Here is a 24958-nt window from a genome sequence, read left to right as displayed (position 1 = left end):
GTTCGGGATCTTGTGCGCCCACCCGCAACTCCTTCGTCGAATGTCCGAGGTCCCGCCTACCCTGGAAGAGTGACGGATCCCACGAAGCCTACCCTTCTCGTTGTTGACGGCCATTCGCTGGCCTTCCGAGCCTTCTTTGCTCTGCCAGTCGACTCGTTCCAGAACCGGGAGGGGCAGCACACCAACGGAATCCATGGATTCCTGTCGATGTTCATCAACCTTCTGAAGAACGAGAAGCCGACCCATGTGGCTGTCGCCTTCGATGTCTCAGACAAGACCTTCCGCAAGGCGGAGTACCCCGAGTACAAGGAGGGGCGCAGCGAAACGCCTGCGGAGTTCGCGGGGCAGATTCCTCTCCTGAAGCAGTGTCTGGAGGCGATGAATATCACGGTGCTCGAAAAGGATGGTTTCGAGGCCGATGACATCCTGGCCACGCTCGCTCGTCGCGGAGTGGAAGAAGGCTACGACGTTCTCGTCTGCTCGGGAGATCGCGACTCGATTCAGCTCGTCAACCAGCACGTCACCCTGCTGTACCCGTCCGTTCAGGGGGTCTCACAGCTCAAACGGTACGACCCGCCGGCCGTTGAAGAGCGTTATGGCATTCCTCCGCACCAGTACCCCGATGTCGCGGCGTTGGTGGGCGAAAAAGCCGATAACCTCCCCGGGGTTCCCAAGGTGGGTGAGAAGACGGCCGTGAAGTGGCTCACCCAGTTCGGCTCCCTCGACGCGATTATCGAGGGTGCCGATGGCATCAAGGGTGTCGTCGGTCAGAACCTTCGCGATCATCTCGACGATGTGCGACGAAACCGCCGCCTGAACCGTCTGCTCGACGACCTCGACATCCCCGTCGACCTCGATCGCATGGAGGTCACGGGGGCAGACGATCAGGCCGTTCGTGACATCTTCTCGCAGTTGGAGTTCCGTTCGCTCCTCAAGCGTGTGCTCGACGCCATGGGCAGCGGTGACGCCACCGAGCCCGATGTCGAGCGTCCCGTGGCCCCCGCCGTCGTTGAACTGGACGCAGAAGCTCTCGCGGGGTGGTTCACCGACCCGCAGGCTCCGATCGGCCTGACGGTGTCCGTGCAGGACGGTCTTCCGGCACGGCTGGGCCTGGCTACGGCAGACGCGGCCGTCGAGGTGCCGTGGAACGCCGCAACGCAGCAGGCGACGGCGTCCTGGTTCGCTGGTGACGCCCCCAAGGTGATGTGTGATGCCAAAACTCAAGTGAAGGCGCTCCGGCGTGCCGGCGTCGATGTGCGCGGTGTCACGAACGACGCGCTGATCGCCGGATGGATCGCACGCCCGGCATTACCGGATAAGTCACTTGCTCACCTCGTCACTCGATACCTGGATGAGAAGCTCCCGGAAGCCGACCCCAATCAGCTTGTCCCCGAAAACGACGGGGCCACGCCCGGCCAGCTCGCCTGGTACACGCTGCGCGTTGCCGAGGCCGTTGTTGCCGAATTGCCTGAGCGCTCGCGTGAGGTGCTGTTCGACATCGAGATGCCAACGCTCCTTGCCCTCGCAGACATGGAGCTTGTTGGCGTGGCGGTTTCGCATGAGAAGCTCTCTGGTCTGCGAACCGAACTGCGTGAACGCGCCGCGACCATCGCACAGCAGGCGTATGCCGAGATCGGCCGCGAGGTGAACCTCGGGTCGCCCAAACAGCTGCAGCAGGTGCTGTTCGAAGAACTCGACCTGCCCAAGACGCGCAAGACGAAAACGGGGTACACGACCGACGCCGGGGCGCTGGCTGATCTGCAGGTCAAGACCGGGCACCCGTTCCTCGGCCAGCTCCTCGCGCACCGCGAGGTCACCAAGCTCGCGCAGATCATCGAGAGCCTCGATGGCGCGATCGCCGAGGACGCACGCGTTCACACCACCTATCTGCAGACGGGAAGCCAGACCGGCCGGCTCTCCAGCACGGATCCCAACCTGCAGAACATTCCCGTTCGCACAGAGGAGTCACGCCGGATTCGGGCGGCTTTTGAGGTTGGTGAAGGATACGAGGCACTCCTCACCGCCGACTACTCCCAGATCGAGATGCGCATCATGGCGCACCTTTCTGCCGACCCGGGCCTTGTTGAGGCTTTCCGGGCCGGAGAAGACCTTCACCGCTATGTCGGCGCACAGGTGTTTGGTGTTGAACCGGCGGACGTCTCGAGTGAGATGCGCGGCAAGGTCAAAGCCATGTCCTACGGTCTCGTCTACGGGCTCTCGGCATTCGGTCTTGCGAAACAGCTCGGCATTGAGCAAAAAGAAGCCAAGCAGCTGATGCTCGGATACTTCGAACGTTTCGGTGCCGTGCGCGACTACCTGCGGGCATCGGTGGAGCAAGCGCGTGAAGACGGTTACACCGAGACGATCTTTGGCCGGCGTCGTCCGTTCCCCGATCTCACGAGCCCGAACCGGGTGTTGCGAGAAAACGCGGAGCGCGCCGCGCTGAACGCTCCGATTCAGGGGAGCGCCGCCGACATCATGAAGATCGCCCTGTTCCGCATCCACGAGGATCTCCGTCCGCTCGCATCGCGTTTGCTTCTCCAGATTCACGACGAAGTCGTTGTTGAAGTGGCACACGGCGAGTGGGATCAGGTGGAAAAGATCGTGCGTGAACGAATGTCACAAGCTGCGGATCTGGTGGTTCCGCTGGCCGTTCAAGTGGGCCGCGGAGCGGACTGGAACGAGGCAGCTCACTGATCTCCGGTAACGTTGACCTTCGTCATGGATGAGAATTCTCGCCCCCAGACCCCTATCGATCAGATCGCCGAGGAGTGGGTCGACCGTTTGGTTGACCTCGTTCCTACCGCGGGAACGTACATCGGGCGCACCGATGTCAACGACCGCTACGGCGACTACAGCCCCGAGGGCGCCGAACAGCAGGCTCAGGCCGTGCGCGACGTTCTCACCCGCCTTGAGGCCGCGGAACCAACCGACGATGTTGACCGTGTCACACAAGCCGATCTCGCGGGCGACCTCGCTTGTCAGCTCGAGCTGCACGACGCACAGTGGCACCTGCGCGATATCAACGTGCTGGCAAGCCCGTCGCAGGAGATCCGCCAGGTCTACGACCTGATGCCGACCGAAACCGAAGAAGACTGGTCGGTGTTCGCGAAGCGGCTCGCGGCCGTTCCTGACGCGATCGACGGCTACATCGAGACGCTGCGTTACGGCATCCACGAGGATGTTGTTCCCGCCGCGCGACAGGTGCAAGAGGTTGCTGGTCAGGCGCGCGGATACGCGCTCCCCGACGGCTTCTTCGATCAGCTGGTCGGCCGAGCAAAGGCCGAGCACGCAGAGCTGCCGGATTCTCTTCACGAGGACCTCTCGAGCGGCGCAGACGCGGCACGGTCTGCCTACGGACGTTTGGCGCGTTTTCTTGAAGGCGTTCTCGCGCCGCGCGCAACCGAGGACGACGCCGTTGGCCGCGAGCTGTACGGGATTCACTCCCGTCGCTTCCTCGGCGCCGAGATCGATCTTGACGAGACATATGACTGGGGCCTCGAAGAGCTCGCGCGCATGCGTGCAGAGCAGGAAGCGATTGCGCGCGAGATCAAGCCGGGCGCGTCGGTTGACGAAGCCGTCGCGTTTCTTGAGCAGGACAGCTCACGCAAGCTCGTCGGTACGGAAGCCCTGCGCGAATGGATGCAGGAAACGGCCGACACGGCCATCCGCGATCTCGGCGAGACGCATTTCGACATCCCCGAACCCATCCGTGCCATCGAGTGCATGATCGCGCCGACCACGTCCGGTGAGATCTACTACACGGCTCCCAGCGATGACTTCTCTCGACCCGGCCGCATGTGGTGGTCGGTTCCAGAGGGTGTAAAGGCCTTCGACACGTGGCGTGAACTCACCACCGTCTTCCACGAGGGCGTTCCCGGGCACCACCTTCAGATTGCGCAGGCGGTGTACAACCGCGGTCAGCTCAACAGCTGGCGCCGTTTGCTCGCGGGGACTTCAGGGCACGCTGAAGGCTGGGCGCTCTACGCCGAGCGGCTGATGGAGCAGCTGGGCTACCTGGAGGACCCGGCTGATCGTCTCGGCATGCTTGACGGACAGCGCATGCGCGCGGCGCGCGTTGTTCTCGACATCGGTGTGCACCTGGGCAAGCGCCGTCCCGACAGCTACCAGAAATGGGATGCCGACTACGCGCTCGAGTTCATGCGACGCAACGTGAATATGGCCGACGAATTCGTCCAGTTCGAAGTCAACCGTTACCTCGGTTGGCCCGGACAGGCGCCCTCGTACAAGGTGGGTCAGCGCATCTGGGAACAGCTGCGTGACGAGGTCGCGCAACGCGAGGGTGATGCGTTCTCCATTAAGGCGTTCCACAAGCGTGCGCTCGATATTGGCGGCGTCGGACTAGATACCCTCCGAAAGGTGTTGCTCGGCTGATTTTGCCACGCGCCCAGCTGCAGAGGTCACTCCGACATTAAGCTGTCGGAGTGACCTCTCCGTCTTTGCGCCTTGACCGGCTGCGCTTCAACCGCGAACACGGTCGTGTTCTCACCGGCTCCGGCCTGGGCTGGGCGCTCGACGCGATGGACGTCGGCCTCATTTCTTTTGTGATCGCGGCTCTCGCCGTCGAATGGAACCTGGGGCCCGGAACGACCGGGTGGATCACCTCGGTTGGCTTTATGGGGATGGCCGTGGGCGCGAGCCTCGGCGGCATGCTCGCCGATCGCCTCGGCCGACGTCAGGTATTCGCGCTGACGCTGCTCGTTTATGGCATTGCGACGGGTGCGAGCGCACTGGTCGGGGGAGTGGCCGCACTGCTGATCCTTCGTTTCGTCGTCGGCCTGGGGCTTGGCGCCGAGCTGCCTGTCGCCTCCACCTACGTCAGCGAGTTCGCACCCGCGCGTATCCGTGGCCGACTCGTGGTGATCCTCGAGGCCTTCTGGGCCGTCGGATGGACCGCTGCGGCGATCATTGGGTACTTCATCGTGCCCCTGGAAAACGGGTGGCGTTGGGCGTTCGCGCTGGGAGCGATTCCCGCCGCGTATGCCCTTATCGTGCGCTGGGGGTTACCAGAATCTGCCCGGTGGCTCGAGTCGCGCGGCCGGGTGGCGGAAGCCGATGTGATTGTGCGCCGTTTCGAGGCGGCGTCGAACAAGCAACCGGCTGATGCGACGGACGAGCCCACGTCCGTCGTCCAGCAGAAGGTCACATCGGGTGCGGCGCGACCCGGCGTCCGCGCGCTGTTCTCCGGGGGACTTGCACGGCGTACCAGCGCCCTCTGGGTGGTGTGGTTCTGCGTGAATTTCTCGTATTACGGCGCCTTCATTTGGATTCCTTCGATCCTCGTGATGCAGGGGTTCGATCTCGTGCGTTCCTTCGAATACACGTTGATCATCACGCTGGCGCAGCTTCCCGGCTATGCGGTCGCGGCCTGGCTCATTGAAACCTGGGGGCGCAGGGCAACCCTCTCCGTGTTCCTCGTCGGTTCGGCCTGCGCCGCGATGCTGTTCAGCTCGGCCAGCGAGGTCTGGCAGATTCTCTTCTTCGGTTGCCTGCTGTCCTTCTTCAATCTCGGCGCGTGGGGCGCCCTGTATGCGATCAGCCCCGAGATCTATCCGACCGCGACGCGGGGGACAGGAGCGGGCGCCGCGGCGGGCGTTGGCCGCATCGCGTCGATTCTTGCGCCGCTGTTCACGCCGTGGGCGCTCCACCTGATCGGCGCCGGATTCGTCTTCACGGTGTTCGCGACATTCTTCGCGATCGCCGCCGTAACGGCATGGGCGCTGGGGGATATGAGCGGAAGGTCTCTCGATTCCGGCCAGCCCACCGTTGCAGACAGGCCCTCGGTTTCACGACGCACGGATAGCAGCCGACACTAGACTGACCGCGTGAGCGACCTGAGATATGTGGCGATCGGGGACTCCTTTACGGAGGGCGTCGGGGATGAGCGAGACGATGGAATCCCCCGAGGATGGGCGGACCTCGTCGCTCAGGGATGGGCTACGTCCCGTGGCGAGCCGATCGAGTACGCAAATCTCGCAATTCGCGGGAAACTGGCCTGGCCCGTGGTGGACGGCCAGTTGGAGAGCGCGCTTGCCCTCCGGCCCACACACCTCTCGTTTAACGGTGGCGGAAACGACATGCTGCGCCCCGGGACCAAGATCGCTCGCATCGTCGATGCCTATGTGAAGGTCGTCCGGCGGTGCCGCGAGGAGGGGGTCACTCCAATTCTGCTGGCGGGTGCTGATCCGTCTGGCGGTCTCCCCATGTCGCGGCTGATCCGCTCGCGCGGGGACGAACTTTCTGACGCGGTTATCGCGCGCCTGCGGCGCGAGGAGGACATCGTTTGGGCCAACAACTGGACAGATGCTGAACTGCGAGACCCCACGTTTTGGTCACCTGATCGGCTTCATATGAACACACGTGGTCACCATCGGGTGGCCGCACGGGTGCTCGGGGCTCTCGGTGCTGACGCTCCTGAGAGCTGGTGGGTGTCGCCGGATCAGGCCGCCGCCCATCTCGGTACGCGTGAGTATTACCGTGCGCACGTCGCACCGTGGGTGCGGCGACGGGTCACGGGGCGCTCATCCGGAGACGGCCGCGCCGCAAAAATCCCCGAGTGGGTCACGATTCGTCCCTGAGGGCCCGGGCGTGGTGCGCACAGGGGAGACTCCGGCTGCGCTGGTATGCCGATTGTGCGAATCGGTGTGTGAGGGGGGGCAGGCATCTTCTATACGTGCTCCACGTTTTGTGAATGACAACCATTCTCAGCAACGTGCGATCGTGTGCAACATTCTTCTCGGCATCAGGCGCCACCGGATTTGATCACCCCCTCCTCTCTGGGGAGTGTGCGCCGTCACCGTGAACGGCGCACGTGGTTTCTTTGCGTCGTACTTGCCGTGACGGCCTGTTTTCTCATCGTGATCGCCGGAGCGACGGGCGCCGTTTCGGTCAGCCTCGCGGAGGCGGCGAAAATCGTCGTCGGGCATCTGATTCCCGGAATGCCCTGGATGTCGGACGGCTCGCTGACGCCACTTCAGGATCAAGCAGTTTGGCAGTTCCGTTTGCCGCGTGCGCTTCTCGCAGGGGCAGCGTGCGAGAGTCGCGGTGGCGCGCGCCCTGCTCAGCGATCCGCGTGTTCTCGTGCTTGACGCACCGACGGCGTCGCTTGATCATGCTGCTGATGCGGCATTGATGGATGCGCTTCGGCGGTCCGGCCATCGCGCCGTGCTCCTGATCTCGCACCGTTTATCGAAGATTGCCGCAGCGGACCGGGTGGTGTCTGTTGAGCGTGGCTAGGTGAGGAGTTCCTCGGAAACGAGTCGTGCTCGAAATCTATCCGCGAGAATGGATCTATGAAGAAGATTGGGTTCCTCTCGTTCGGTCACTGGACGCCGCACCCGCAGTCGGCCACGCAGTCCGCCCGCGATGTTCTGCACCAGTCCATTGATCTCGCTCAGGCCGCTGAGGATCTGGGCGCCGACGGCGCATACTTCCGGGTCCACCACTTCGCGCGCCAGCTTGCATCGCCCTTCCCACTGCTCGCGGCAGCCGGCGCGAAGACGAGCCGCATCGAATTGGGCACGGGTGTCATCGACCTGCGTTACGAAAACCCGTTCTACTTCGTCGAAGACGCCGGCGCGGCCGACCTGATTTCTGATGGGCGCCTGCAGCTCGGCGTTTCCCGTGGCTCACCCGAGCAGGTCATCGACGGATGGCGGCACTTCGGTTACACCTCCGCGGACGACGACCCCTCGGGAGCGAACGCAGCGCGTCAGAAAGCCGAACTGATCCTTCAGCTGCTGGAGGGCGAGGGCTTCGCAGAGCCGAACCCGCGGCCGATGTTCCCGAATCCTCCCGGGTTGCTTCGCCTCGAACCGCATAGCGAGGGACTTCGCGAGCGCATGTGGTGGGGCGCGGGTTCCGACGCCACGGCAGTGTGGGCGGCCGAGCACGGGATGAACCTGATGAGCTCGACCCTCAAGGACCACGAGTCCAATGAGCCTTTCCACGTGCAACAGGCCAAGCAGCTGCGCGCTTTCCGGGACGCATGGGACAGCGATCGGTGGGGCTTCGAGCCGCGCACATCAGTATCTCGGTCGATTTTCGCGATCACGAACGACACCGACCGTCGTTACTTCGTCGGTGGCGACACCGATGATCAGATTGGCAAGATCGACGCGAACACAACGGCGATCTTCGGACGGTCCTACGCGGACGAGCCCGAAGCGCTCATCGAGCAGCTGCGTCATGACGAAGCAATCGCCGAGGCGGACACGCTCTTGTTGACGGTTCCCAACCAGTTGGGGGTCGACTACAACGCGCACGTGATCGAGTCGATTTTGACCCACGTCGCGCCCGCGCTCGGCTGGCGGTAGACCCGTTCGGGACACAGGGGGCTCTGCCGAACCACAAGAATCCGCGGGTCGAGCCGCCTGATCACGGGATTGGCCGCTCCCGCGACGGGCTGACGATCAGATCGCTCACCGTCGCATGAAGCGGGGCCAGACGGTACGGCAAGGCTGAGGCAGGATGACGGAATGAGTTCCTACGTCCGTCCCGTGGTCGACGAGCCGGTGTTCCGCGATGCTGACGGTGTCGTGATCGACTATGGGAATCGGTGGCACGGGTCACCTCCGGAGGACACCTACTCCGTCGACACACATCCCGAGCGGTTCGCACCGCTCCACGTTGTCGCCGACGCCCGCAACGACGGCCGCGATCACCGCGCCGTCACCCTCTTCGATGCCACCGGAAAGCGGGATTGCGTTGACGTGCTCGAGCGATGCGCCGAGTGGCACCAGGCGTGGTTCGCCATCGCAGCTGAGTGTCATGGAGTCTACGGTTGTCCCGGCCGAGGCCATGCGAACGGTGGCTGTGAAGCGTGCCTCGCCCCCGCCGAAGCACGCAGCGTTGATGCTATCTACGCGAGCTTCTGACGTGTACTCCAGAGTCACGCTTCCCTCGTCAATCAGGGATCTCGTGTTCGGCACGGCCCGCCAGGAACCCCATCCGAGGGAGTTCTCGCTCGTCGAGGAAGCATCTGTGAACGCATCCGCCTGTGACTGGGCGGCCGACCAGTCGGGTTCTTGCGCTGAGGTGCAGCCCGATAGGCCGATCGTGATCACGGCGGGAAGACGGAGCAGAGAACCTCAGTGAAACGCTCTAGGATAAGACACGCTTTCTGGCCCCCTCGGTGACCTGCTCGGATCTATCGGCGGTCTGGTGATCGACCTCCTCGCCCTCCAACGACGTGTCCGCGAGGATCGCGAGTATCGAGAGCAGGCAGAACGAGATCGCGAGCACGCTCGCCGAGTTCGCGCAGAGTCTCAACGGCGAGAGCTTGAACGCCGCCTCGCAGAGTTTGATCGCCGAAGCGCAGAAGAATCGCGCGGCTACGGCCTCGGCGATTGACGGGCTCAAGGCTCAGGCCGAGGCGAACCAGAAGCTCGTGAGCCAGGTCGGCGGCGCGGTGCAGCGGATCGAGAAGCGCACCGAGGCGCGGGTCGAGAAGGCCGTCAAGCAGGTCGCCGGGGAGGCCTCGGCGACGATGACGGCAAACCTCGACGCCTCGAACGAGCGGGCCGAGCGGATCATCGCCGCCACGGCGAAGCTGGAGGCCCGTCAGCTCTGGTCAGCTGCTGGCGCGATGTGCCTCGCACTCCTGCCCGTGGTCGTGGTCGTCGCCGGGCTCTGGATGGGCATCGCCGGTCTCATCACGGGCGCTCAGTGGGCGCTCGACGTTGGCGGGGCGTGTGGCTCGGCATCGGGCGTTGGCTCGTGGTCACCGTGGGCCTCGCCGGGGCCGGCTACGGGCTCTTCGCGTCCATCCGGTGGGCCGCCCGTCTCGTGGAGACTTGGAAGGGCCGCGGGATGCCGAAGTGGCCCCGTTGGCGCAAGAAGTGAGCCGGGATCCTGGGGGCAAGCCCGCGGTGCGGGTGCGGCAGCCGTAGACGAAGGAGCCTGTTACTAACGGTGGCGGGCTCCTTCAACGCTCTCCAAGGAGCTATGCGATGATGCGATCCTCACCGTATCGTGCGAGCAGCAAGAGTATTAATGCAACGCCGGAAAGTATGCCGTCGGCGATGCCAGCTGGGAGCATAAAGATCATCAGAACAAGGGTGACAACGCAATTGATCGTGCTAAGGACATAACCCCACATTCTATTCTTCAGCAATCCAATCGACCCAATGATGCGGAGAAGGGCAAATATGCCGCTCATGGCCATCATCAGGTAAAGATTGTTATCGAAATACGGCACAACGAAAGAGAACCCGTGCGCCAGCACAGCAGAGTCCACTCCGACCGTCAGGAGAATTGGAAGGGCAAGAAAGGGCAAGCCTTCCATGAGGACGCCTTGGACGAGCTGAAGAATGGCAGCCCAGCGGATCTGGTGTCGCGATGTTCTTTGCTGCGCGGTCGTCTCCATGGAGTCAATCGTACCGATGCTCCCGGCGCTGCCTGCCGTCGTGAAGCGAAGGCTAGAAGTGTTACAACCCCGACATGCGTTACGGGAGTCACGGTGGTTGACGATGCGTGGTTCGGACTCGTCTCTGGGCCGATGAGAGAATGATCGATATGCATACGTCGACTGAGCCCGAAAGCGCGTTTTCAGAACGGTTCGATCTTTCGGCACTCAAGGCTCCCGTGGACCGCCGATCGGCACGGGCATTCTTCGACTCCGACGACCCCCGTATCATCCACCTTGAGGATCTGCTCAAGGGTCGGTTGAGCTTCTACCGGATCGCGGCGATCATCGCGGTTGTTGCGATTCCTCTCGGGTTCGTCCTGCACGTCACGCTCCCCGAGGGCGAGGGAGATCGGCTCCCGCACACGCTCATCGGCGGTGGCGTGATCACGATCATCATGTACCTGTGGGAACTGCGCCGCTCGAGCCCGGGGCGAGCGTACCGGATCGCCCGGTTCGCCGACGCCAACGGGTTCGCGTTCTCCCACTTGGAAGACTCCGCCCGATACGAGGGCATGCTCTTCACCTAAGGCACCGGTCACCAACGGTGGATGATCGTGAACGCAACGCTCGCAGGCCGACGGGTGGAGTTTGGGAACCTCTCGTACATCGAGACGTCCGGGCGCTCAGCTAGCAGGCAACGCGGATACATCGCGATGCGGCTGCCCGCCAGGCTGCCCCGGATGGTGATCATCAAGCGCGAGAGTCCATACTTCCCGCTCACTATCCCGTTCTTCCCGCATTCGAACGCGGCCGTCGATGTGGGGCAGGGGCGCGCGTTCCGCCTCTACGTGCCTGATGGAGCCGAGTTCATCGCTCGGGCGCTGTTCACCCCGGAGACGACCCGCCTGTTCGCACGTCTCGCAAAGCGGTACTCGATGGAGATTGTCGGCGACACCATCCTCCTCACCCGCTTCCGCCCGGTCTCCACCGGCAGTACCCGGCAGTGGCGACGGCAACTGGGCGACATGACAGATCTTGCTGCAGCGGTGAACCGGTCAACCGTGTGGCAGCTCATGCGCAGGCAGCCGAAGCGGTTCGTGCAACGGTTGCCCGAGATCCGCCTGCACTTCATGTCCCGCTCTCCGATGCTCGCAGCCTTCTTCATTCTCGGCGTCATCCTCGCGTTCATCGTGCTGTCGATCCTCGCGATCATCCTGTACAAGGAACTCACATGACGACTGACCTGCCCGATATCGGACCAGATCCGCTCACGCCCGGCGGGTGGGCGAGGACAGTGCCTCGGCACGAGCCGCACGGCCTCGACGTGCTGGAGGCCCACGTCATCGCGCACCGGACGAGCGCGGCTAATTGGACGAGGAAGTCGGTTCCGCAGCATATTTGGGAGGGGCTCATCGGGTTCGTGCCGTGGCTGGCGTCGATCGGCGGGTTCGCCGCACTGCTCGGCGATGACCGTGCGATCCGTCTGGTCCGGATGACCGAGCGGGAGTGGGCATGGGGCTGCTGATGGTGCCGACCTACGTGAAGATGGGGCTGGCCGCTGTCCTGTTCGTCCTCGTGCAGCTCTCGCCGCTGCCGGAGCCGCAGCAGGAGGTCGCGCTCGAGGACCTCGACGAGAAGACCGTGAAGCGCCTCATGACGCTGCGCAGGTGGGCGATCGACACGCTCGCCGAACGTGGACTGCTGCCCGACGAGAACATCGACGCGCTCAAAGCGCGCCCGCTCGGCCGCCTGCACATCGAGGACGAACCGTCATGAGCGGCGTGCGGGGCAAGAGCTTGAAGAAGGCCCAGGAGGGCGAAGAATGATCGTCTGCTGCGGGCTCGAAGGCGCACGGAGCCTCTGTTGTCGGTGAGAGCTGGGCGCACGTTCCTCGCGGTCCTGGGCACCGCGCTCGTCATCAGCGCTCTCTGGGGCGGGGTCGCATGCCTCACCGCTGACTCGCCGCTGGACATCGCTCTCGCGCCTGCGATCATCGGCGTCCTCGCGATCGTCGGGCTGCTCGTCGGCGCGCCGCTGCTTTCCCGCTTCGCCGAGGCCCGCGAGGTCGCCGGCCGCGTCGAGGTACGGTACGTGCTCAAGGCTCGCCGCGTGATTCCCGTCCCGGACATCGACGAGGCGGTCCTGGTGCGGACCCTGCGCCTGCCCTCGCGGAGCGGCGGACCAGCATCGGCCCCGCGGGTGGTCCTGCGGCGAGGCGGACGCACCGTCGTCGCGTTCACCCCCGACACCCTCGAGGTGGTCCGCCGACTCGAAGCGCTCGACGTGAAGATCGTCGTCGACGACGAGCCGCTGACCCCGTTCGAAACCGTCGGGCGCTACGGGAGGAGAGCCGTCGGCCTCGCGGAACTGATCGTCCAGCCGCTCTCCTGGGTGCTGATCGCCACCGCCATGATCGTCGTCGTCTGGGCGATCTGGGAACTGACGGGAGGGTAGAGCGTCCATCCGTCCGGAAGTCGAGGGGCTCGCATGAGTCAGCCGCGGGCACCGCGCCCGGCGATCCGCTGCCAGGCGTTCCCGCTCCCGAAAGGGGCTCATCGTGTTTGAGGGTGTAGTAGTGGCCTGAAGCCGCCGGCTTCGAGCAGTGATCGGGCGATGTAGTGGGTCAGGTTCCGGAACCCCAGTGCCGTGCCGCGGAGATGCTCGAGGCGTCCGTTGATCGCCTCGGCCGGCCCGTTGCTCGTGCCGGGATGGTCGAAGAACGCGAGGATGTCGCCGGCGCGGCGCTTGATCGTGCGGCCGAGGGTGATCAGCTCGGGCAGGTCCTTCGGGACGCCGCCGCTGAGTTGCTCGATGACGCTTTCGAAGATCTTCTTCCCCGTGCCCGGCTGCTTGTGCCGGTAGGCGGCGACGGCGCGCTGGTAGATGTCCCAGGTGACCTCGACGGCGACATGATCGGGATGCGCGTCGAACACCGCCTCGAGCTTGGCGAGCTGGTGCTGCTTCAACAGTCCGAGCCCCGTCCTGAGCAGACGGCGGCAGCCGTAGAGCGGGTCGCCGGTCCGGCCGCGATGCCCGAGAGTCTCCTGCTGGACGCGCTGCCTGGTCTTGTCGAGCGCATCGCCGAACAGCTGAACGACATGGAACGGATCCATCACCGCCGTCACGTCGGGGATCTCTTCGCCGGCGGCGGTCTTGTAGCCGGTGAAGCCGTCCATCGCGACGACATCGATGCCATCGCGCCAGGCCTTGGGGCGTCCGGCGAGCCAGGTCTTGAAGACGCGCTTCGAGCGGCCTGGGACCATGTCGAGCAGCCGGGCGGGCCCGGTCTTCTCGCGGGCCGGGGTGAGGTCGATTATCACGGTCACGTATTTGTCGCCGAAGCGCGTGTGTCGCCAGACGTGCTCGTCGACGCCGATCGTGGTGACCCCGTCGAAGCGGCCCTTGTCGTCGATGAGGAGCCGGTGGCCTTCGGCGAGGACCGCGTCGTTGGCGGCATGCCAGGACACGTCGAGGGACTCGGCGACACGGGCGATGGGGAGGTGCTGGCAGACGACGGCCTCCAGCGCCCAGCGCACCGCGGAGCGGGTGAGCTTCGCTCGCGGCTCGGCCGCGCTCGTGGTGTCCTCGCGCCAGACGGTGCCGCAGGAGGAGCAGGCGAACCGTCGCACGCGGACGAGGAGCGTCGTGGGCCGCCAACCGAGCGGGACATGCGCCAGCCGACGCGTCACGCTCCCGCGCGCGACGCCTTCGGCACCGCAGCCGCGACAGAACGGGTCGCGATCGGTCACCCGACACTCCAACAATGCGACATGCGGGGCGATCTCCTGTCCCGTGACGGTGAGGCCGTGCTCATCGAGGAGGCAGAACGCAGTCAGGTCAGGGGCGGCGAAGGTAGCGTGGGACAGGTCGAGGTCTTTCGGATGGGTGAGTGTAGGAACTTCCATCTTCGGGAGGCCTCGACCTCGTTCCACCGATCGCCACGCCGCCGGCACGTCAGCTCCGCGCTACACCCTCAAACACGATGAGCCCCGAAAGGAGCCCGAACTGACAAACGGGCTGGAGTCACGACAGCCATCGAATGCGCTGGGTGAGCCTCGCCTGAGGGAATCGACCAGACTCTGCCGCAAGTCCATGCCGCGCAGAAGCTTCGCCTTGAACCTGCTCAAGCGTCACAACCCAGACATGTGCTACGAAAACCCGTTCTACTTCGTCGAAGACGCCGGCGCGGCCGACCTGATTTCTGATGGGCGCCTGCAGCTCGGCGTTTCCCGTGGCTCACCCGAGCAGGTCATCGACGGATGGCGGCACTTCGGTTACACCTCCGCGGACGACGACCCCTCGGGAGCGAACGCAGCGCGTCAGAAAGCCGAACTGATCCTTCAGCTGCTGGAGGGCGAGGGCTTCGCAGAGCCGAACCCGCGGCCGATGTTCCCGAATCCTCCCGGGTTGCTTCGCCTCGAACCGCATAGCGAGGGACTTCGCGAGCGCATGTGGTGGGGCGCGGGTTCCGACGCCACGGCAGTGTGGGCGGCCGAGCACGGGATGAACCTGATGAGCTCGACCCTCAAGGACCACGAGTCCAATGAGCCTTTCCACGTGCAACAGGCCAAGCAGCTGCGCGCTTTCCGGGACGCATGGGACAGCGATCGGTGGGGCTTCGAGCCGCGCACATCAGTATCTCGGTCGATTTTCGCGATCACGAACGACACCGACCGTCGTTACTTCGTCGGTGGCGACACCGATGATCAGATTGGCAAGATCGACGCGAACACAACGGCGATCTTCGGACGGTCCTACGCGGACGAGCCCGAAGCGCTCATCGAGCAGCTGCGTCATGACGAAGCAATCGCCGAGGCGGACACTCTCTTGTTGACGGTTCCCAACCAGCTGGGCGTTGCTTTTTGTGTTCATATCTTGGAGTCGTTCGCCAAGTATGTTGCGCCGGAGCTGGGCTGGAAGCCGAACACGGCTGGTCCTGTCGTTGGAGACGTGATCTGAGTTCGCCTCCTCAAAACGTTCGTCAGTCCCTGCCGTTGTTGCGCATCACTCTAGCAAGTCACTTTCCGTATAGGAAAGTCTCCGATACGCTTGCCAGTATGGAAAGAGACCTGATCCCGGAACCGGCTGGCGACAAACCGCAACCGCCCTCCGCATCCGAGGCGGCAGATATTCTCAGTCGACTGAGTGCCGACCGATCACGATTGGCCAAGCAAGTCGTAACGCCATGGTGGTATCACCCGGCTCTGGGGCTCATTGTGTCCGTCCTTGTTCTGGCTCAGGTCCTGTCGCCTCCGTTGAGCATTTCGCTCGTCACCCTCGGCATCATCGCTATACCCGTGCTCACCACCGCCTACTCGCGGCGCTACGGCCTCTCGCTCACTCAGCCGACTGGCAAGCGTAGCGGTCGGATGCTCTTGGCTTCCGTCGGAGTACTGGCGCTCGCCATGGCCGGGGCTCTCGTCGTTCGTCTCACTGAGGTTTCGTCGTGGTGGGTTCTTCCCGTGGTCATTAGTGCATTCGTGGCGACGGTGGTGCTCGGCCGTCGCTACGACAAAACGCTCAGGAAAGAACTCGCTCAAGATCAGGGCACCACATGAGCGCTCCCGTCATAGCGGCATTCAACGAGATCATCCATTCTCCAGTGCGTCTGCGCATCTGCGGACTCTTGCGTCGGGTCGCTGAACTGGAGTTCGCCGTTGTCAGAGACACTCTCCAGCTCAGCGATGCCAATCTTTCGAAGAACTTGAAGACCCTAGCAACAGCCGGACTCATCACAGTTCGCAAGGAAAGCTCAGACGCACGGGCCGACTCACGGCGCTTGACGTGGGTGAGTCTCACGCCGCGAGGGAGGACAGCACTGGAAGCTCATCTTGCTGCCCTAGCGCAGATCGTCGACGAAGGACGCTAGGACGAGTGAGTTGGCAGATGGCTAACTGGACACAGCAGGCCAACCAGTTGGGGGTCGACTACAACGCGCACGTGATCGAGTCGATTTTGACCCACGTCGCGCCCGCGCTCGGCTGGCGGTAGACCCGTTCGGGACACAGGGGGCTCTGCCGAACCACAAGAATCCGCGGGTCGAGCCGCCTGATCACGGGATTGGCCGCTCCCGCGACGGGCTGACGATCAGATCGCTCACCGTCGCATGAAGCGGGGCCAGACGGTACGGCAAGGCTGAGGCAGGATGACGGAATGAGTTCCTACGTCCGTCCCGTGGTCGACGAGCCGGTGTTCCGCGATGCTGACGGTGCCGTGATCGACTATGGGAATCGGTGGCACGGGTCACCTCCGGAGGACACCTACTCCGTCGACACACATCCCGAGCGGTTCGCACCGCTCCACGTTGTCGGCGACGCGCTCATCGCACACCTCCGCGAGACGTACGACGTCGAAATCGTTGAAAGAGTTGAGGCGGCGGGTGATCTGCTGCATCCCGCATTTCACGATGTGGTGCGGGCCGTGCGGATACGACCCAATGATCCGAAGTGCGCTTCCCTCACGTTGGTCTTCACCGCCTACCCGGGCATCTATATACACGCGGGCCTGCTGCACGACTTCCGCTACCCAGACTGCGGTTGCGACGCATGCGACTCGAACTGGCAGGGCGCAGCCGATGAACTCGAGCAGCAGGTGTTCGCGACCGTCAGCGGCAACTATCGAGAGATGATTGAACGCGGACTTCGCCCCTGGGTCGGCTACGCCATCACCTTTCCTGACGGCGCGAGATCCGGAAAGTCCCGGTCCCAAGATCTTCCCGTCCAGCGCCTCAAAAACGCCAGACCCATCCTCCGTTCCCTTTCCGAAGGATGGGATTCCTGGCCGCGATCGGCCTCAGCCTCTTGATCAACAGGGCCACTACATACCGTCTAGTCGGCGACGCCCGCAACGACGGCCGCGATCACCGCGCCGTCACCCTCGTCGATACCACCGGAAAACGGGATTGCGTTGACGTGCTCGAGCGATGCGCCGAGTGGCACCAGGCGTGGTTCGCCATCGCAGCTGAGTGTCATGGAGTCTACGGTTGTCCCGGCCGAGGCCATGCGAACGGTGGCTGTGAAGCGTGCCTCGCCCCCGCCGAAGCACGCAGCGTTGATGCTATCTACGCGAGCTTCTGACGTGTACTCCAGAGTCACGCTTCCCTCGTCAATCAGGGATCTCGTGTTCGGCACGGCCCGCCAGGAACCCCATCCGAGGGAGTTCTCGCTCGTCGAGGAAGCATCTGTGAACGCATCCGCCTGTGACTGGGCGGCCGACCAGTCGGGTTCTTGCGCTGAGGTGCAGCCCGATAGGCCGATCGTGATCACGGCGGGAAGACGGAGCAGAGAACCTCAGTGAAACGCTCTAGGATAAGACACGCTTTCTGGCCCCCTCGGCGACCTGCTCGGATCTATTGGCGGTCTGGTGATCGACCTCCTCGCGCTTCTCGGGCTGTAAGCGCCCGCTAGCCAACGGCTGAGCCCTCCTCATCCACGCGATGAGAGGGGCTCAGCCGTGCGATTTACAGACCTTGCCCGGCGTCCCAGAGCCGCTCGGTCTGTCCGCTGATCATCGCGTCGTGGTTCTTCGCCTGTGCGTCGGTCAAGGACGCGACGTAATCGATGATTCCGCGGCCCTTTGCCCGCAGGCGGAGTTCGGCGGAGTCCACGGAATCAAGCAGCTCGGGTGAGTCGCGGCGCAATTGTTGATAGTCATCAGCGGCAAGGTCGACCAGATCGAGTAGGCGTCTCGGCGCACGGCGGACATCGAAGGAATCGTCAAGCCACGCGGCGAACGCATCAACGAGCCGTTCGACGATGGTCGCTTGCCCGCGCTGGTACACCGCCAAGTCGGGGCGATCGAGGATGAACCGCTCATGGAGGAACTTCAAGACCGCTACCTCATGCCAGGCGGTTGTATCTAGGCTGACATGCCCGGATCGCACATGCGGATCCCGCCGCACGGTTACCGATGCCTGCAGATGGGTAATCCAGCCTGAGGTGAAACGTGCGAGGGCGCGATCGGCGCCGAGCGACCCGTCGAAGGGTACCGTCAGGAGGCCGTCGACAACTTCGTCAGAGACTTTTTCGACAGCGGCGGCGAATGCGTCGGGATCCGCAATCCAGGGATCCTTCTTGTTCAGGCGTCGCCAGAGAAGTTCGAGCGAGTGGCCGGGGGAGCGGCTCGCATACCGCAGGGCGGCATCATCCAAGGCGCGCAGCTCGTTTAGGTCCCGTGACCAGGCGTGGAACTCGGCCGCAATCGTCGCCTGATTGAGGAGACCAGCCCGATAGAAATCGTCTAGGTCATGCAGGGAATAGGCGATGTCATCCGCGATGTCCATCACGGAGCATTCGACTGTCTGCTGCCCGGTGTCGATCAACGGATACGCGGAAAGCGCGTCATGCAGCTCATCAACGTCGAGGGCGTAGGCCGAGAACTTGTGGGAGCTCCCTTTGCGTCCGTTTCCGTTGCCTCGAAGCCAGGGATACTTCAGGATTGCCGCGCGGGTCGCGGCCGTTAGGTTCAGCCCGACGCCCGGCTGATCGTGCTCATCGAGCCGGGTGAGAATTCGGAAGGTCTGAGCGTTGCCCTCGAAGCCTTCGGCCAGTCCGAAGCGGTCCTTCGCCAGCCGGTCCAGCGTGTGTTCGCCGAGGTGCCCGTAGGGCGGGTGCCCGAGATCATGAGAGCTGGCTGCGGCCTGCACCACGACCGGGTGACATCCGCCGAGTTCCTGAACGATTCGTCCCGTCTCGCCCTGATCCGTCGAGAGCTGAACGGCAATCGCACGGGCAACGGCCGCGACCTTCACGGAGTGGGTGAGACGGTTGTGCACGGCGAGGCCCGCGCCAGACTGGGCAATGACCTGCGTGACGGCTGACAGCCGAGAGAAATACGGCGAGAAGCGGATTCGTTCGATATCGACTCGGTATTCCGGATGCCGTTCGGCACGCTGAAAAGCGTCGAGCGTTTCCGGAACTCGGCGCGCAACGCGCGGATCGGTGACGGCGGTGGTAACAGCTGCTCGCATCTCCACAGTGTCTCAGACGCGGGGAGCGACGATCAGCACACCGCGCGGTGCTCTCCCGACGGGGAGGCACATGTCGAGGCGCTACCGTGAGCCCCGTGACCCCTGATATCGAACTCGCGCGCGTCCCTTCCGGTTCCGTGACGCTGCGCGACGCACGGCGCAGGGCCCAACGAACGGTGGAACTGGAGGCGTTCGAGATCGGCGTCTTCGCGGTGACACAAGAACTCGTCGCCGAACTGATTGGTGAGAGCGCCGCACACCCACGTCGGCCTGCCGCTCATGTTTCCTGGCAACGAGCGATTCGTCTGTGTAATGCCGCCTCCGAGTGGGAGGGCCTGGACTCCGCGTACACCTTCGACGGCGAGCAGGTCACCTGGCACGTTGATGCTGACGGCTATCGACTGCCGACCGAAGCGGAGTGGGAGTTCGCCTGTCGCGCCGGATCGCCCGCCGCGCACTACGGGCCACTCGCTGACGTCGCCTGGACGGCAGCGGACAACCTGGTCGCGCCCCGCGACGTTGGCGGCAAGCTGCCGAACCTTTTCGGAACGTTCGACATGCTCGGCAATATGTGGGAGTGGTGCTGGGACCTGTTCGATGTTCCCCGCGACCGCGATGCCCGGGTGATTCGCGGAGGGAGCTTCGCGACCACCAGCCAGGCGGCGAGCGCACACACCAGGAGCGGTGCGAGGCCGCGGCAGGCTCAGGATGACATCGGCGTGCGGTTTGCGCGCGGAGCTTTCGACGGCCCGGATGCACAGGGCTGGTCAGCGAAGCGTGATCGGATCAACGAGATCGAAAGTGACGACGGCATCCTCACCGGCTGGGTGTCCCTCTAGTCCGATCGGCTCAGTCGACGATAGGCACGAGGGCGGAGTTGACGACGACAACGCCATCGCCGTAGCGCTCATTGGCGGTGGCTTGTAGCGAGCCGTCATCTAAGACGACGGACAGCTGTACCGTGCCGGTGATGCCGTCGACGCCAGCGGAGAGCAAATCGCTGCCATCACTCGGAACCGCCTCGGTCAGCGTGAACTCAGCTGCCTCTGCGACGTATGTGCCCGACACCCGGAACGTTCCCCACTGCACACCAGACGCTTCGTCGAATACATCATCGTCGTCCGGCCAGGTCCACCCGATGATGGCAGGGCCGCTGCACTGCGGAGGATACGACTCGGCGATCGCACCGAGGCACAGCTCCGGTCCGGAGCCAGGGTCGAGCACCATCGCGAGAGCAGCCGGCGTGAGCTCACCGTCGCCCGGCGGTGGCGTCGGAAGCTCGGTCACCTCGGGATCGATGTCGTTGCCCCCTGCGGAGTGCCCGTTGCACATCCCGCGGCGAGCGCAACACCGGCGCCCAGGCGAAATGTGCGAGTGAAGGGCGTGGTCATGGATGTGATGTGTGATGGACCTCGTCAGGTGGAACGCTTAAAGCGGACGGCGGACCATTCGTCCGACAGGGAGATGTTCGCGTTGAGGGTCCACCCGATTTCTTCAACACGTGCCCAGATCGAGTCCCGGTTGATATCGGATCGGCCACCCTTGCGGTACGCGATCCATCCGGCGCGGAACGATGTCAGAACGGGAACGATCTCGGCGAGCAGCGCGTCGAGCCCGGCTCGATCATCGACAAATGCCACCGCAACGCCTTCTGTGTCCCGAGTGATGCCATCGGCCACGGTGACGCCATCCGGCAGTGGTTCCAGAAGTGTCCGCTGTTCGGGCGTCGCGAGCAGAAGGAGCTCCGATTCTGGGGCGATCAGGAGCTTTTCGGCAACAGTGCGGGGCATGGTTTCTCCTCATCATCTATCGCTTCGACGCTATCGCGCCAGAGCGTCTGCCACCAGAGCGTCTGCCACCAGCGCGTGGGACAATCTCGGGTCGGAACGAAGACGAGGAGAGCACATGCAGATTGCCCAGCGCGCCCTGGACGCCGAACCCTTCTACGCCATGTCGATTGGGCAACGCGCCGCAGAGCTCCAGGTGCAGGGCATTGATGTCGTGCGCCTCTCGTTGGGCGAGCCTGACTTCGGCGCACCCCATGAGGTACGCGGGGCCATGATCGAGGCAATGGACGGTAGGCCCCTCCCGTATACGCCGGCAATGGGCCTGCCGGAGCTGCGCGAGGCAATTTCGCGTTTCTACGTCGATCGGCACAGTGTTGTGATCGCCCCCTCGCGCATTATGGTGACTTCCGGCGCGTCCGCTGCCCTTCTCGTTGCCACCGCGGTGACGACGAACCCTGGCGATGAGGTCGTGATGGCGGACCCGTCGTACCCCTGCAATCGCGAGCTCGTCAAAGCCTTTGGCGGCGACGTTGTCGCAGTGCCAACAACGTCCAAGACGCGTTTCCAGCTCAACGAGGCCCTCGCGGACGGTGCCTGGACTGAGCGCACAACGTCGGTGATGGTGGCGACGCCATCAAATCCGACGGGCACCGCGATCGCCGCCAAGGATCTCGCCGATATCTGCCGCATCGCGCGCGAGCGCGGCGCGTGGCGCATCGTCGACGAGATCTACCTTGATCTGCAGGATCCCGATGCGGCAGGGCTGCCAGCCCCGAGCGTGTTGACGATCGATCCCGATGCCATCGTGATCGGGAGCTTCTCGAAGTACTTCGGCATGACCGGATGGCGGCTCGGGTGGGTGGTCTTGCCCGACGAGCTCACGGACGCTGCCGAGCGCCTCGCGGTCAACTTCTTTTTGTGTGCCTCCGCACCTGCGCAGCTCGCGGCTGTCCAGGCGTTCTCACCCTCCGCCCTCGCTGCGTGCGAGCAGCGCCGAGAAGAGTTCGTTCGCCGCCGCGCGATCGTTATTGATGGGTTGGAGCGCATCGGACTTCCCGTCGCGGCGACGCCAGACGGCGCGTTCTACGCGTATTGCGATGTGTCGTCGTTGGGGCTGGATTCCGAGACGTTCTGTCGCCAGGCACTGGAAGATCACCATGTCGCGATCACCCCGGGGCGCGACTTCGGCACCGCCACCGGCGCCACCCATGTGCGCATTTCGTATGCGGCGAGCGAGGGTGACCTGCGCGAGGGCCTCCGTCGTGTGGGGAACCTGGTGGGAGCCCTGCGCGCATAGCGTTACTGTCGGCGGAGCGCCCGGTTCGTTTTTGCCGTGGCGGGAACGGACCACGGGTCTTCCGGCCATGGGTGTTTCGGGTATTTGCCGCGCATCTGTTTGCGAACATCGGCGTATGGTCCGCTCCAGAACGAGGCAAGATCGTCCGTCACCGCGAGCGGATGCCGTGCGGGCGAGAGCAGGTGAAACAGCACGGGCACTCGGCCGTCGGCGACGCGCGGTGTGTGCGCCAGGCCGAACACCTCCTGCAGTTTGACGGGAACAACGGGGCGCGCATCTGCCTCGTCCGACGCCGGATAGACGATACGTATCTGCGATCCGGAGGGAACAGCCAGGCGTTCGGGCGCCAGTTCATCGAATCGTGCCGCCGCGGGCCACGGGAGAAGGCTCCGCAAAGCCTGCGTGAGCGGAAGCGATGACAGGTTCGGGCGATGTCCCGCTGACCGCAACGCCGGAAGCAACCAATCGTCCGTGTGAGCGAGGAGGGCATCATCCGAAACATCAGGCCACGGCTCGCCCAGGTTGCGGTGAAGAAATGACAGGCGTCCGCGCAACATGGTCGCCTCGTCACTCCAACGCAAGACGCTGAGGCCGCTTTCTTGCACATGTGCGACGTACGCGCTCGCGATGTCCTCCTCCGTTGCTCGCGCCGGAGTAGATGAGAGCGGGATAGCACCGAGGCGGGTTTGTTCCCGCACCCGAAGCGCGCCATCGATGATGCGCGATTCCCGCGTCACGGTCAGAAGGTTGCCGCCGAGCTCGATCGCGCGGTCTTCAGACAATGGCGCAGCGAGCCGGATAACGGCGCCCGTCCCTTCGGCCACGCGGCCGTCAGCGCGCTGCACCTCTGCCACCGCGATCCAGTCGGTTCCCAGCAGAGGGCTGGACTCGGGGATCGCCGCACGGGTGCCGCTGGCGAAGAGATAGGTGCGAGACCCCGCTGCGACACGGCGAGCGATCCGTTCCGGGAAGGCGAGAGCCGTGACGGTACCCGCGGCGTCGGTAGATGTTCCCGCCGCGACATCACTGCTCAGTTGTGCGAGGCGTTTTGCGTCTGCCCGCCAGCGCGCGGACCCTGCCGCGATTCCGTCGCGCAGCTCCCGGAGCACCCGTGTCAGATCGGCTCCCGCATCACGGTATCCGCCGGAGATCGCCGCGACGACCTCGCCCGCAGCGCGCGCGGGCACATCGTGCTCGGCGGCGCTGAGCAGGGCTCGAGCCTCTCGCGGGCCGGCCGGCATACGGGAAACGCGCGCACCCAGGGGCGTCGGATGACCCGTGTCGCTGATCAGGGCGAGAGAGCGGAGCGTTTCTGTTGCACGGTCGATCGCCGCGACCGGGGGAGGAGTCAGTAGCCGAAGGCCCTCCGCTCGCGGCGTTCCCCATGCGGCGAGCAGGAGCGCGGCGTCCGTGAGATCGGCCGCCGTGATCTCCGGCGTCGCCTCCGGTCTCATCGCAGCGAACTCCGCCTCCGTGTAGACGCGCACGGCGCGGCCAGGTTCCTGACGCGCGGCACGTCCAGCCCGTTGTTCGGCGCCCGCACGGGACGTCGAAACGGTAACCAGGCCGGTCATGTCTCGCCCCGCATCGCGCCGTGGCTCGCGGGAGAGCCCCGCGTCAATCACGAGGCGCACTCCCGGCACAGTCAGGGAGCTTTCGGCAAGAGAGGTGGAAACGATAATGCGGCGCGGTTCTGTTTCGGAGGTTCGCCCCGCCGTGGCCCGGTCCTGTTCGGCGGGCGGCAGCTGACCATGCAGGGGCAGAACCTCGACGCCCGAGGCGCGCGACCGGATGAGGTCGACAACGGCGTCCACTTCCCGTGCCCCCGGCACGAAGACCAGCGCGTCGCCGCCATCCGCAGCGTGTTCCGTGACGGCGACCGCCGCGAGGTGGGAGAGAAAATGACGGGAGACGCCCCACTGGTCGATACGTGTCGGTCCTGGTGTGTAGGCGATTTCCAGCGGGTGTAGCGCGGACGGAACATCAACGATTGCTGCGCCGCGCAGAAGATCGGAGACGGCGGAAGCGTCGAGCGTCGCTGACATCGCAACGGCCAGCAGATCGTCCCTCAGCTCCCGCACTTCCGCGAGCATTCCCAGAAGCAGGTCGCCGTCGATCGATCGCTCATGAACCTCGTCGACGATCACCGCACCGACGCCGTCGAGCGACGGATTGTTGAGGAGCCGTCGCAGGAGGACCCCGGGGGTGACAACCTCGACGCGCGTGTTCTCGCTGGTGTGACTCTCGCCACGCACGGTGTAGCCAACGCTGCCACCGATTTCCGTCTGCGAGAGCTGCGCAAGGCGTCTGGCGGCCGATCGCACGGCGACGCGGCGCGGTTGTGTGACGATAACGCGTCCGTCCACCAGGTTGGCGACGAGCGGCGGAACCACCGTCGTCTTCCCTGTTCCCGGGGCGGCGGTGACGACCATCGCGCCTGTTTGCGCCGCGGCGCGCAGCTCGCTCTCGGCGCGCGCAACGACGAGGCCCGCGCCGATACGCGCGATATCGAAAGGACGAGAGGCCATCTCGCCATC

General features: G+C 64.5%; 26 protein-coding genes. 19 read left to right on the top strand and 7 right to left on the bottom strand.

The window, feature by feature from the left end; all coding sequences use genetic code 11:
- Window positions 1–69: 69 nt before the first annotated feature.
- From polA to G6N81_RS12540, 8 genes are all read left to right on the top strand, one after another.
- Entirely contained in the window at window positions 70–2697 is a 2628-nt protein-coding gene (polA, locus tag G6N81_RS02205; RefSeq protein ID WP_165132487.1) for a DNA polymerase I, read from the top strand.
- 24 nt (window positions 2698–2721) lie between these two features.
- Window positions 2722–4395: a DUF885 domain-containing protein gene (locus G6N81_RS02200; protein WP_165132484.1), complete on the top strand. Its 1674-nt coding sequence runs from the start codon at window positions 2722–2724 to the stop codon at window positions 4393–4395.
- A gap of 50 nt (window positions 4396–4445) precedes the next feature.
- Window positions 4446–5837 (top strand): MFS transporter, encoded by a 1392-nt coding sequence (locus G6N81_RS02195; protein WP_165132481.1) that lies wholly within the window; start codon window positions 4446–4448, stop codon window positions 5835–5837.
- A gap of 9 nt (window positions 5838–5846) precedes the next feature.
- Window positions 5847–6599, top strand: coding sequence for an SGNH/GDSL hydrolase family protein (locus tag G6N81_RS02190; RefSeq protein ID WP_206527889.1), 753 nt, complete (start codon window positions 5847–5849; stop codon window positions 6597–6599).
- A 430-nt stretch (window positions 6600–7029) separates the two neighbouring features.
- Complete coding sequence (locus G6N81_RS02185; protein WP_165132478.1) at window positions 7030–7257, top strand: ATP-binding cassette domain-containing protein; 228 nt, start codon at window positions 7030–7032, stop codon at window positions 7255–7257.
- 56 nt (window positions 7258–7313) lie between these two features.
- On the top strand, window positions 7314–8336 hold the full coding sequence (locus G6N81_RS02180) for an LLM class flavin-dependent oxidoreductase (RefSeq protein WP_165132475.1): 1023 nt from the start codon (window positions 7314–7316) through the stop codon (window positions 8334–8336).
- A 162-nt stretch (window positions 8337–8498) separates the two neighbouring features.
- Window positions 8499–8897, top strand: a complete 399-nt coding sequence (locus G6N81_RS02175) for a DUF6226 family protein (protein WP_165131308.1) — start codon at window positions 8499–8501, stop codon at window positions 8895–8897.
- Between the two features lie 314 nt (window positions 8898–9211).
- Window positions 9212–9931, top strand: coding sequence for a hypothetical protein (locus G6N81_RS12540; protein WP_241245027.1), 720 nt, complete (start codon window positions 9212–9214; stop codon window positions 9929–9931).
- 33 nt (window positions 9932–9964) lie between these two features.
- Here G6N81_RS12540 and G6N81_RS02160 read toward each other — a convergent pair whose 3' ends face one another.
- Window positions 9965–10387 (bottom strand): hypothetical protein, encoded by a 423-nt coding sequence (locus tag G6N81_RS02160; protein ID WP_165132469.1) that lies wholly within the window; start codon window positions 10385–10387, stop codon window positions 9965–9967.
- Window positions 10388–10536: 149 nt separating this feature from the next.
- Here G6N81_RS02160 and G6N81_RS02155 point away from each other — a divergent pair, with 149 nt between their 5' ends.
- The 5 genes from G6N81_RS02155 (at window position 10537) to G6N81_RS02135 (ending at window position 12823) form a co-directional block, all read left to right on the top strand.
- Window positions 10537–10956 (top strand): hypothetical protein, encoded by a 420-nt coding sequence (locus G6N81_RS02155; protein WP_165132466.1) that lies wholly within the window; start codon window positions 10537–10539, stop codon window positions 10954–10956.
- 21 nt (window positions 10957–10977) lie between these two features.
- Window positions 10978–11604, top strand: a complete 627-nt coding sequence (locus G6N81_RS02150; RefSeq protein ID WP_165132463.1) for a hypothetical protein — start codon at window positions 10978–10980, stop codon at window positions 11602–11604.
- Window positions 11601–11894: a hypothetical protein gene (locus G6N81_RS02145; protein ID WP_165132460.1), complete on the top strand. Its 294-nt coding sequence runs from the start codon at window positions 11601–11603 to the stop codon at window positions 11892–11894. Before G6N81_RS02150 ends, G6N81_RS02145 begins: the two co-directional genes overlap by 4 nt.
- Entirely contained in the window at window positions 11882–12145 is a 264-nt protein-coding gene (locus tag G6N81_RS02140; RefSeq protein WP_165132457.1) for a hypothetical protein, read from the top strand. Before G6N81_RS02145 ends, G6N81_RS02140 begins: the two co-directional genes overlap by 13 nt.
- 87 nt (window positions 12146–12232) lie before the next feature.
- Entirely contained in the window at window positions 12233–12823 is a 591-nt protein-coding gene (locus tag G6N81_RS02135) for a hypothetical protein (RefSeq protein ID WP_165132454.1), read from the top strand.
- A 98-nt stretch (window positions 12824–12921) separates the two neighbouring features.
- On the opposite strand, the gene G6N81_RS02130 is transcribed toward G6N81_RS02135, so the two are convergent.
- Window positions 12922–14235 (bottom strand): ISL3 family transposase, encoded by a 1314-nt coding sequence (locus G6N81_RS02130; RefSeq protein WP_165137591.1) that lies wholly within the window; start codon window positions 14233–14235, stop codon window positions 12922–12924.
- A 226-nt stretch (window positions 14236–14461) separates the two neighbouring features.
- Here G6N81_RS02130 and G6N81_RS02125 point away from each other — a divergent pair, with 226 nt between their 5' ends.
- From G6N81_RS02125 to G6N81_RS02110, 4 genes are all read left to right on the top strand, one after another.
- Window positions 14462–15328 carry an LLM class flavin-dependent oxidoreductase gene (locus G6N81_RS02125; RefSeq protein ID WP_165132451.1) on the top strand — a complete coding sequence of 289 codons (867 nt, stop codon included), beginning with the start codon at window positions 14462–14464 and terminating at the stop codon, window positions 15326–15328.
- Window positions 15329–15426: 98 nt separating this feature from the next.
- A complete protein-coding gene (locus tag G6N81_RS02120) occupies window positions 15427–15927 on the top strand; it encodes a hypothetical protein (protein WP_165132448.1) in 501 nt (166 codons plus the stop codon).
- The gene (locus G6N81_RS02115; protein WP_165132445.1) at window positions 15924–16238 is read left to right on the top strand and encodes a transcriptional regulator; all 315 of its coding nucleotides are present in this window, start codon (window positions 15924–15926) and stop codon (window positions 16236–16238) included. Before G6N81_RS02120 ends, G6N81_RS02115 begins: the two co-directional genes overlap by 4 nt.
- A gap of 284 nt (window positions 16239–16522) precedes the next feature.
- On the top strand, window positions 16523–17173 hold the full coding sequence (locus G6N81_RS02110) for a DUF6226 family protein (RefSeq protein ID WP_165132442.1): 651 nt from the start codon (window positions 16523–16525) through the stop codon (window positions 17171–17173).
- 23 nt (window positions 17174–17196) lie between these two features.
- On the opposite strand, the gene G6N81_RS02105 is transcribed toward G6N81_RS02110, so the two are convergent.
- Window positions 17197–17340 (bottom strand): hypothetical protein, encoded by a 144-nt coding sequence (locus tag G6N81_RS02105; protein WP_165132439.1) that lies wholly within the window; start codon window positions 17338–17340, stop codon window positions 17197–17199.
- Between the two features lie 488 nt (window positions 17341–17828).
- A complete protein-coding gene (locus G6N81_RS02100; RefSeq protein ID WP_165132436.1) occupies window positions 17829–19337 on the bottom strand; it encodes a deoxyguanosinetriphosphate triphosphohydrolase family protein in 1509 nt (502 codons plus the stop codon).
- A gap of 95 nt (window positions 19338–19432) precedes the next feature.
- Between G6N81_RS02100 and G6N81_RS02095 the strand changes: the two genes are divergently transcribed.
- Window positions 19433–20176: a formylglycine-generating enzyme family protein gene (locus G6N81_RS02095; RefSeq protein ID WP_165132433.1), complete on the top strand. Its 744-nt coding sequence runs from the start codon at window positions 19433–19435 to the stop codon at window positions 20174–20176.
- A gap of 10 nt (window positions 20177–20186) precedes the next feature.
- On the opposite strand, the gene G6N81_RS02090 is transcribed toward G6N81_RS02095, so the two are convergent.
- The gene (locus G6N81_RS02090) at window positions 20187–20624 is read right to left on the bottom strand and encodes a hypothetical protein (RefSeq protein WP_165132430.1); all 438 of its coding nucleotides are present in this window, start codon (window positions 20622–20624) and stop codon (window positions 20187–20189) included.
- A 128-nt stretch (window positions 20625–20752) separates the two neighbouring features.
- Window positions 20753–21127, bottom strand: a complete 375-nt coding sequence (locus tag G6N81_RS02085; RefSeq protein WP_165132427.1) for a DUF3052 domain-containing protein — start codon at window positions 21125–21127, stop codon at window positions 20753–20755.
- Between the two features lie 115 nt (window positions 21128–21242).
- Here G6N81_RS02085 and G6N81_RS02080 point away from each other — a divergent pair, with 115 nt between their 5' ends.
- Window positions 21243–22421, top strand: a complete 1179-nt coding sequence (locus tag G6N81_RS02080; protein WP_165132424.1) for an aminotransferase class I/II-fold pyridoxal phosphate-dependent enzyme — start codon at window positions 21243–21245, stop codon at window positions 22419–22421.
- Window positions 22422–22423: 2 nt separating this feature from the next.
- Here G6N81_RS02080 and hrpB read toward each other — a convergent pair whose 3' ends face one another.
- Window positions 22424–24949, bottom strand: a complete 2526-nt coding sequence (gene hrpB / locus G6N81_RS02075) for an ATP-dependent helicase HrpB (RefSeq protein WP_165132421.1) — start codon at window positions 24947–24949, stop codon at window positions 22424–22426.
- Window positions 24950–24958: the final 9 nt, after the last annotated feature.

The organism is Microbacterium amylolyticum (assembly GCF_011046975.1).
GTDB lineage: Bacteria > Actinomycetota > Actinomycetes > Actinomycetales > Microbacteriaceae > Microbacterium > Microbacterium amylolyticum.
Note: the sequence above shows the minus strand (reverse complement) of the source record. Positions and strands in the feature narration are given on the sequence as shown.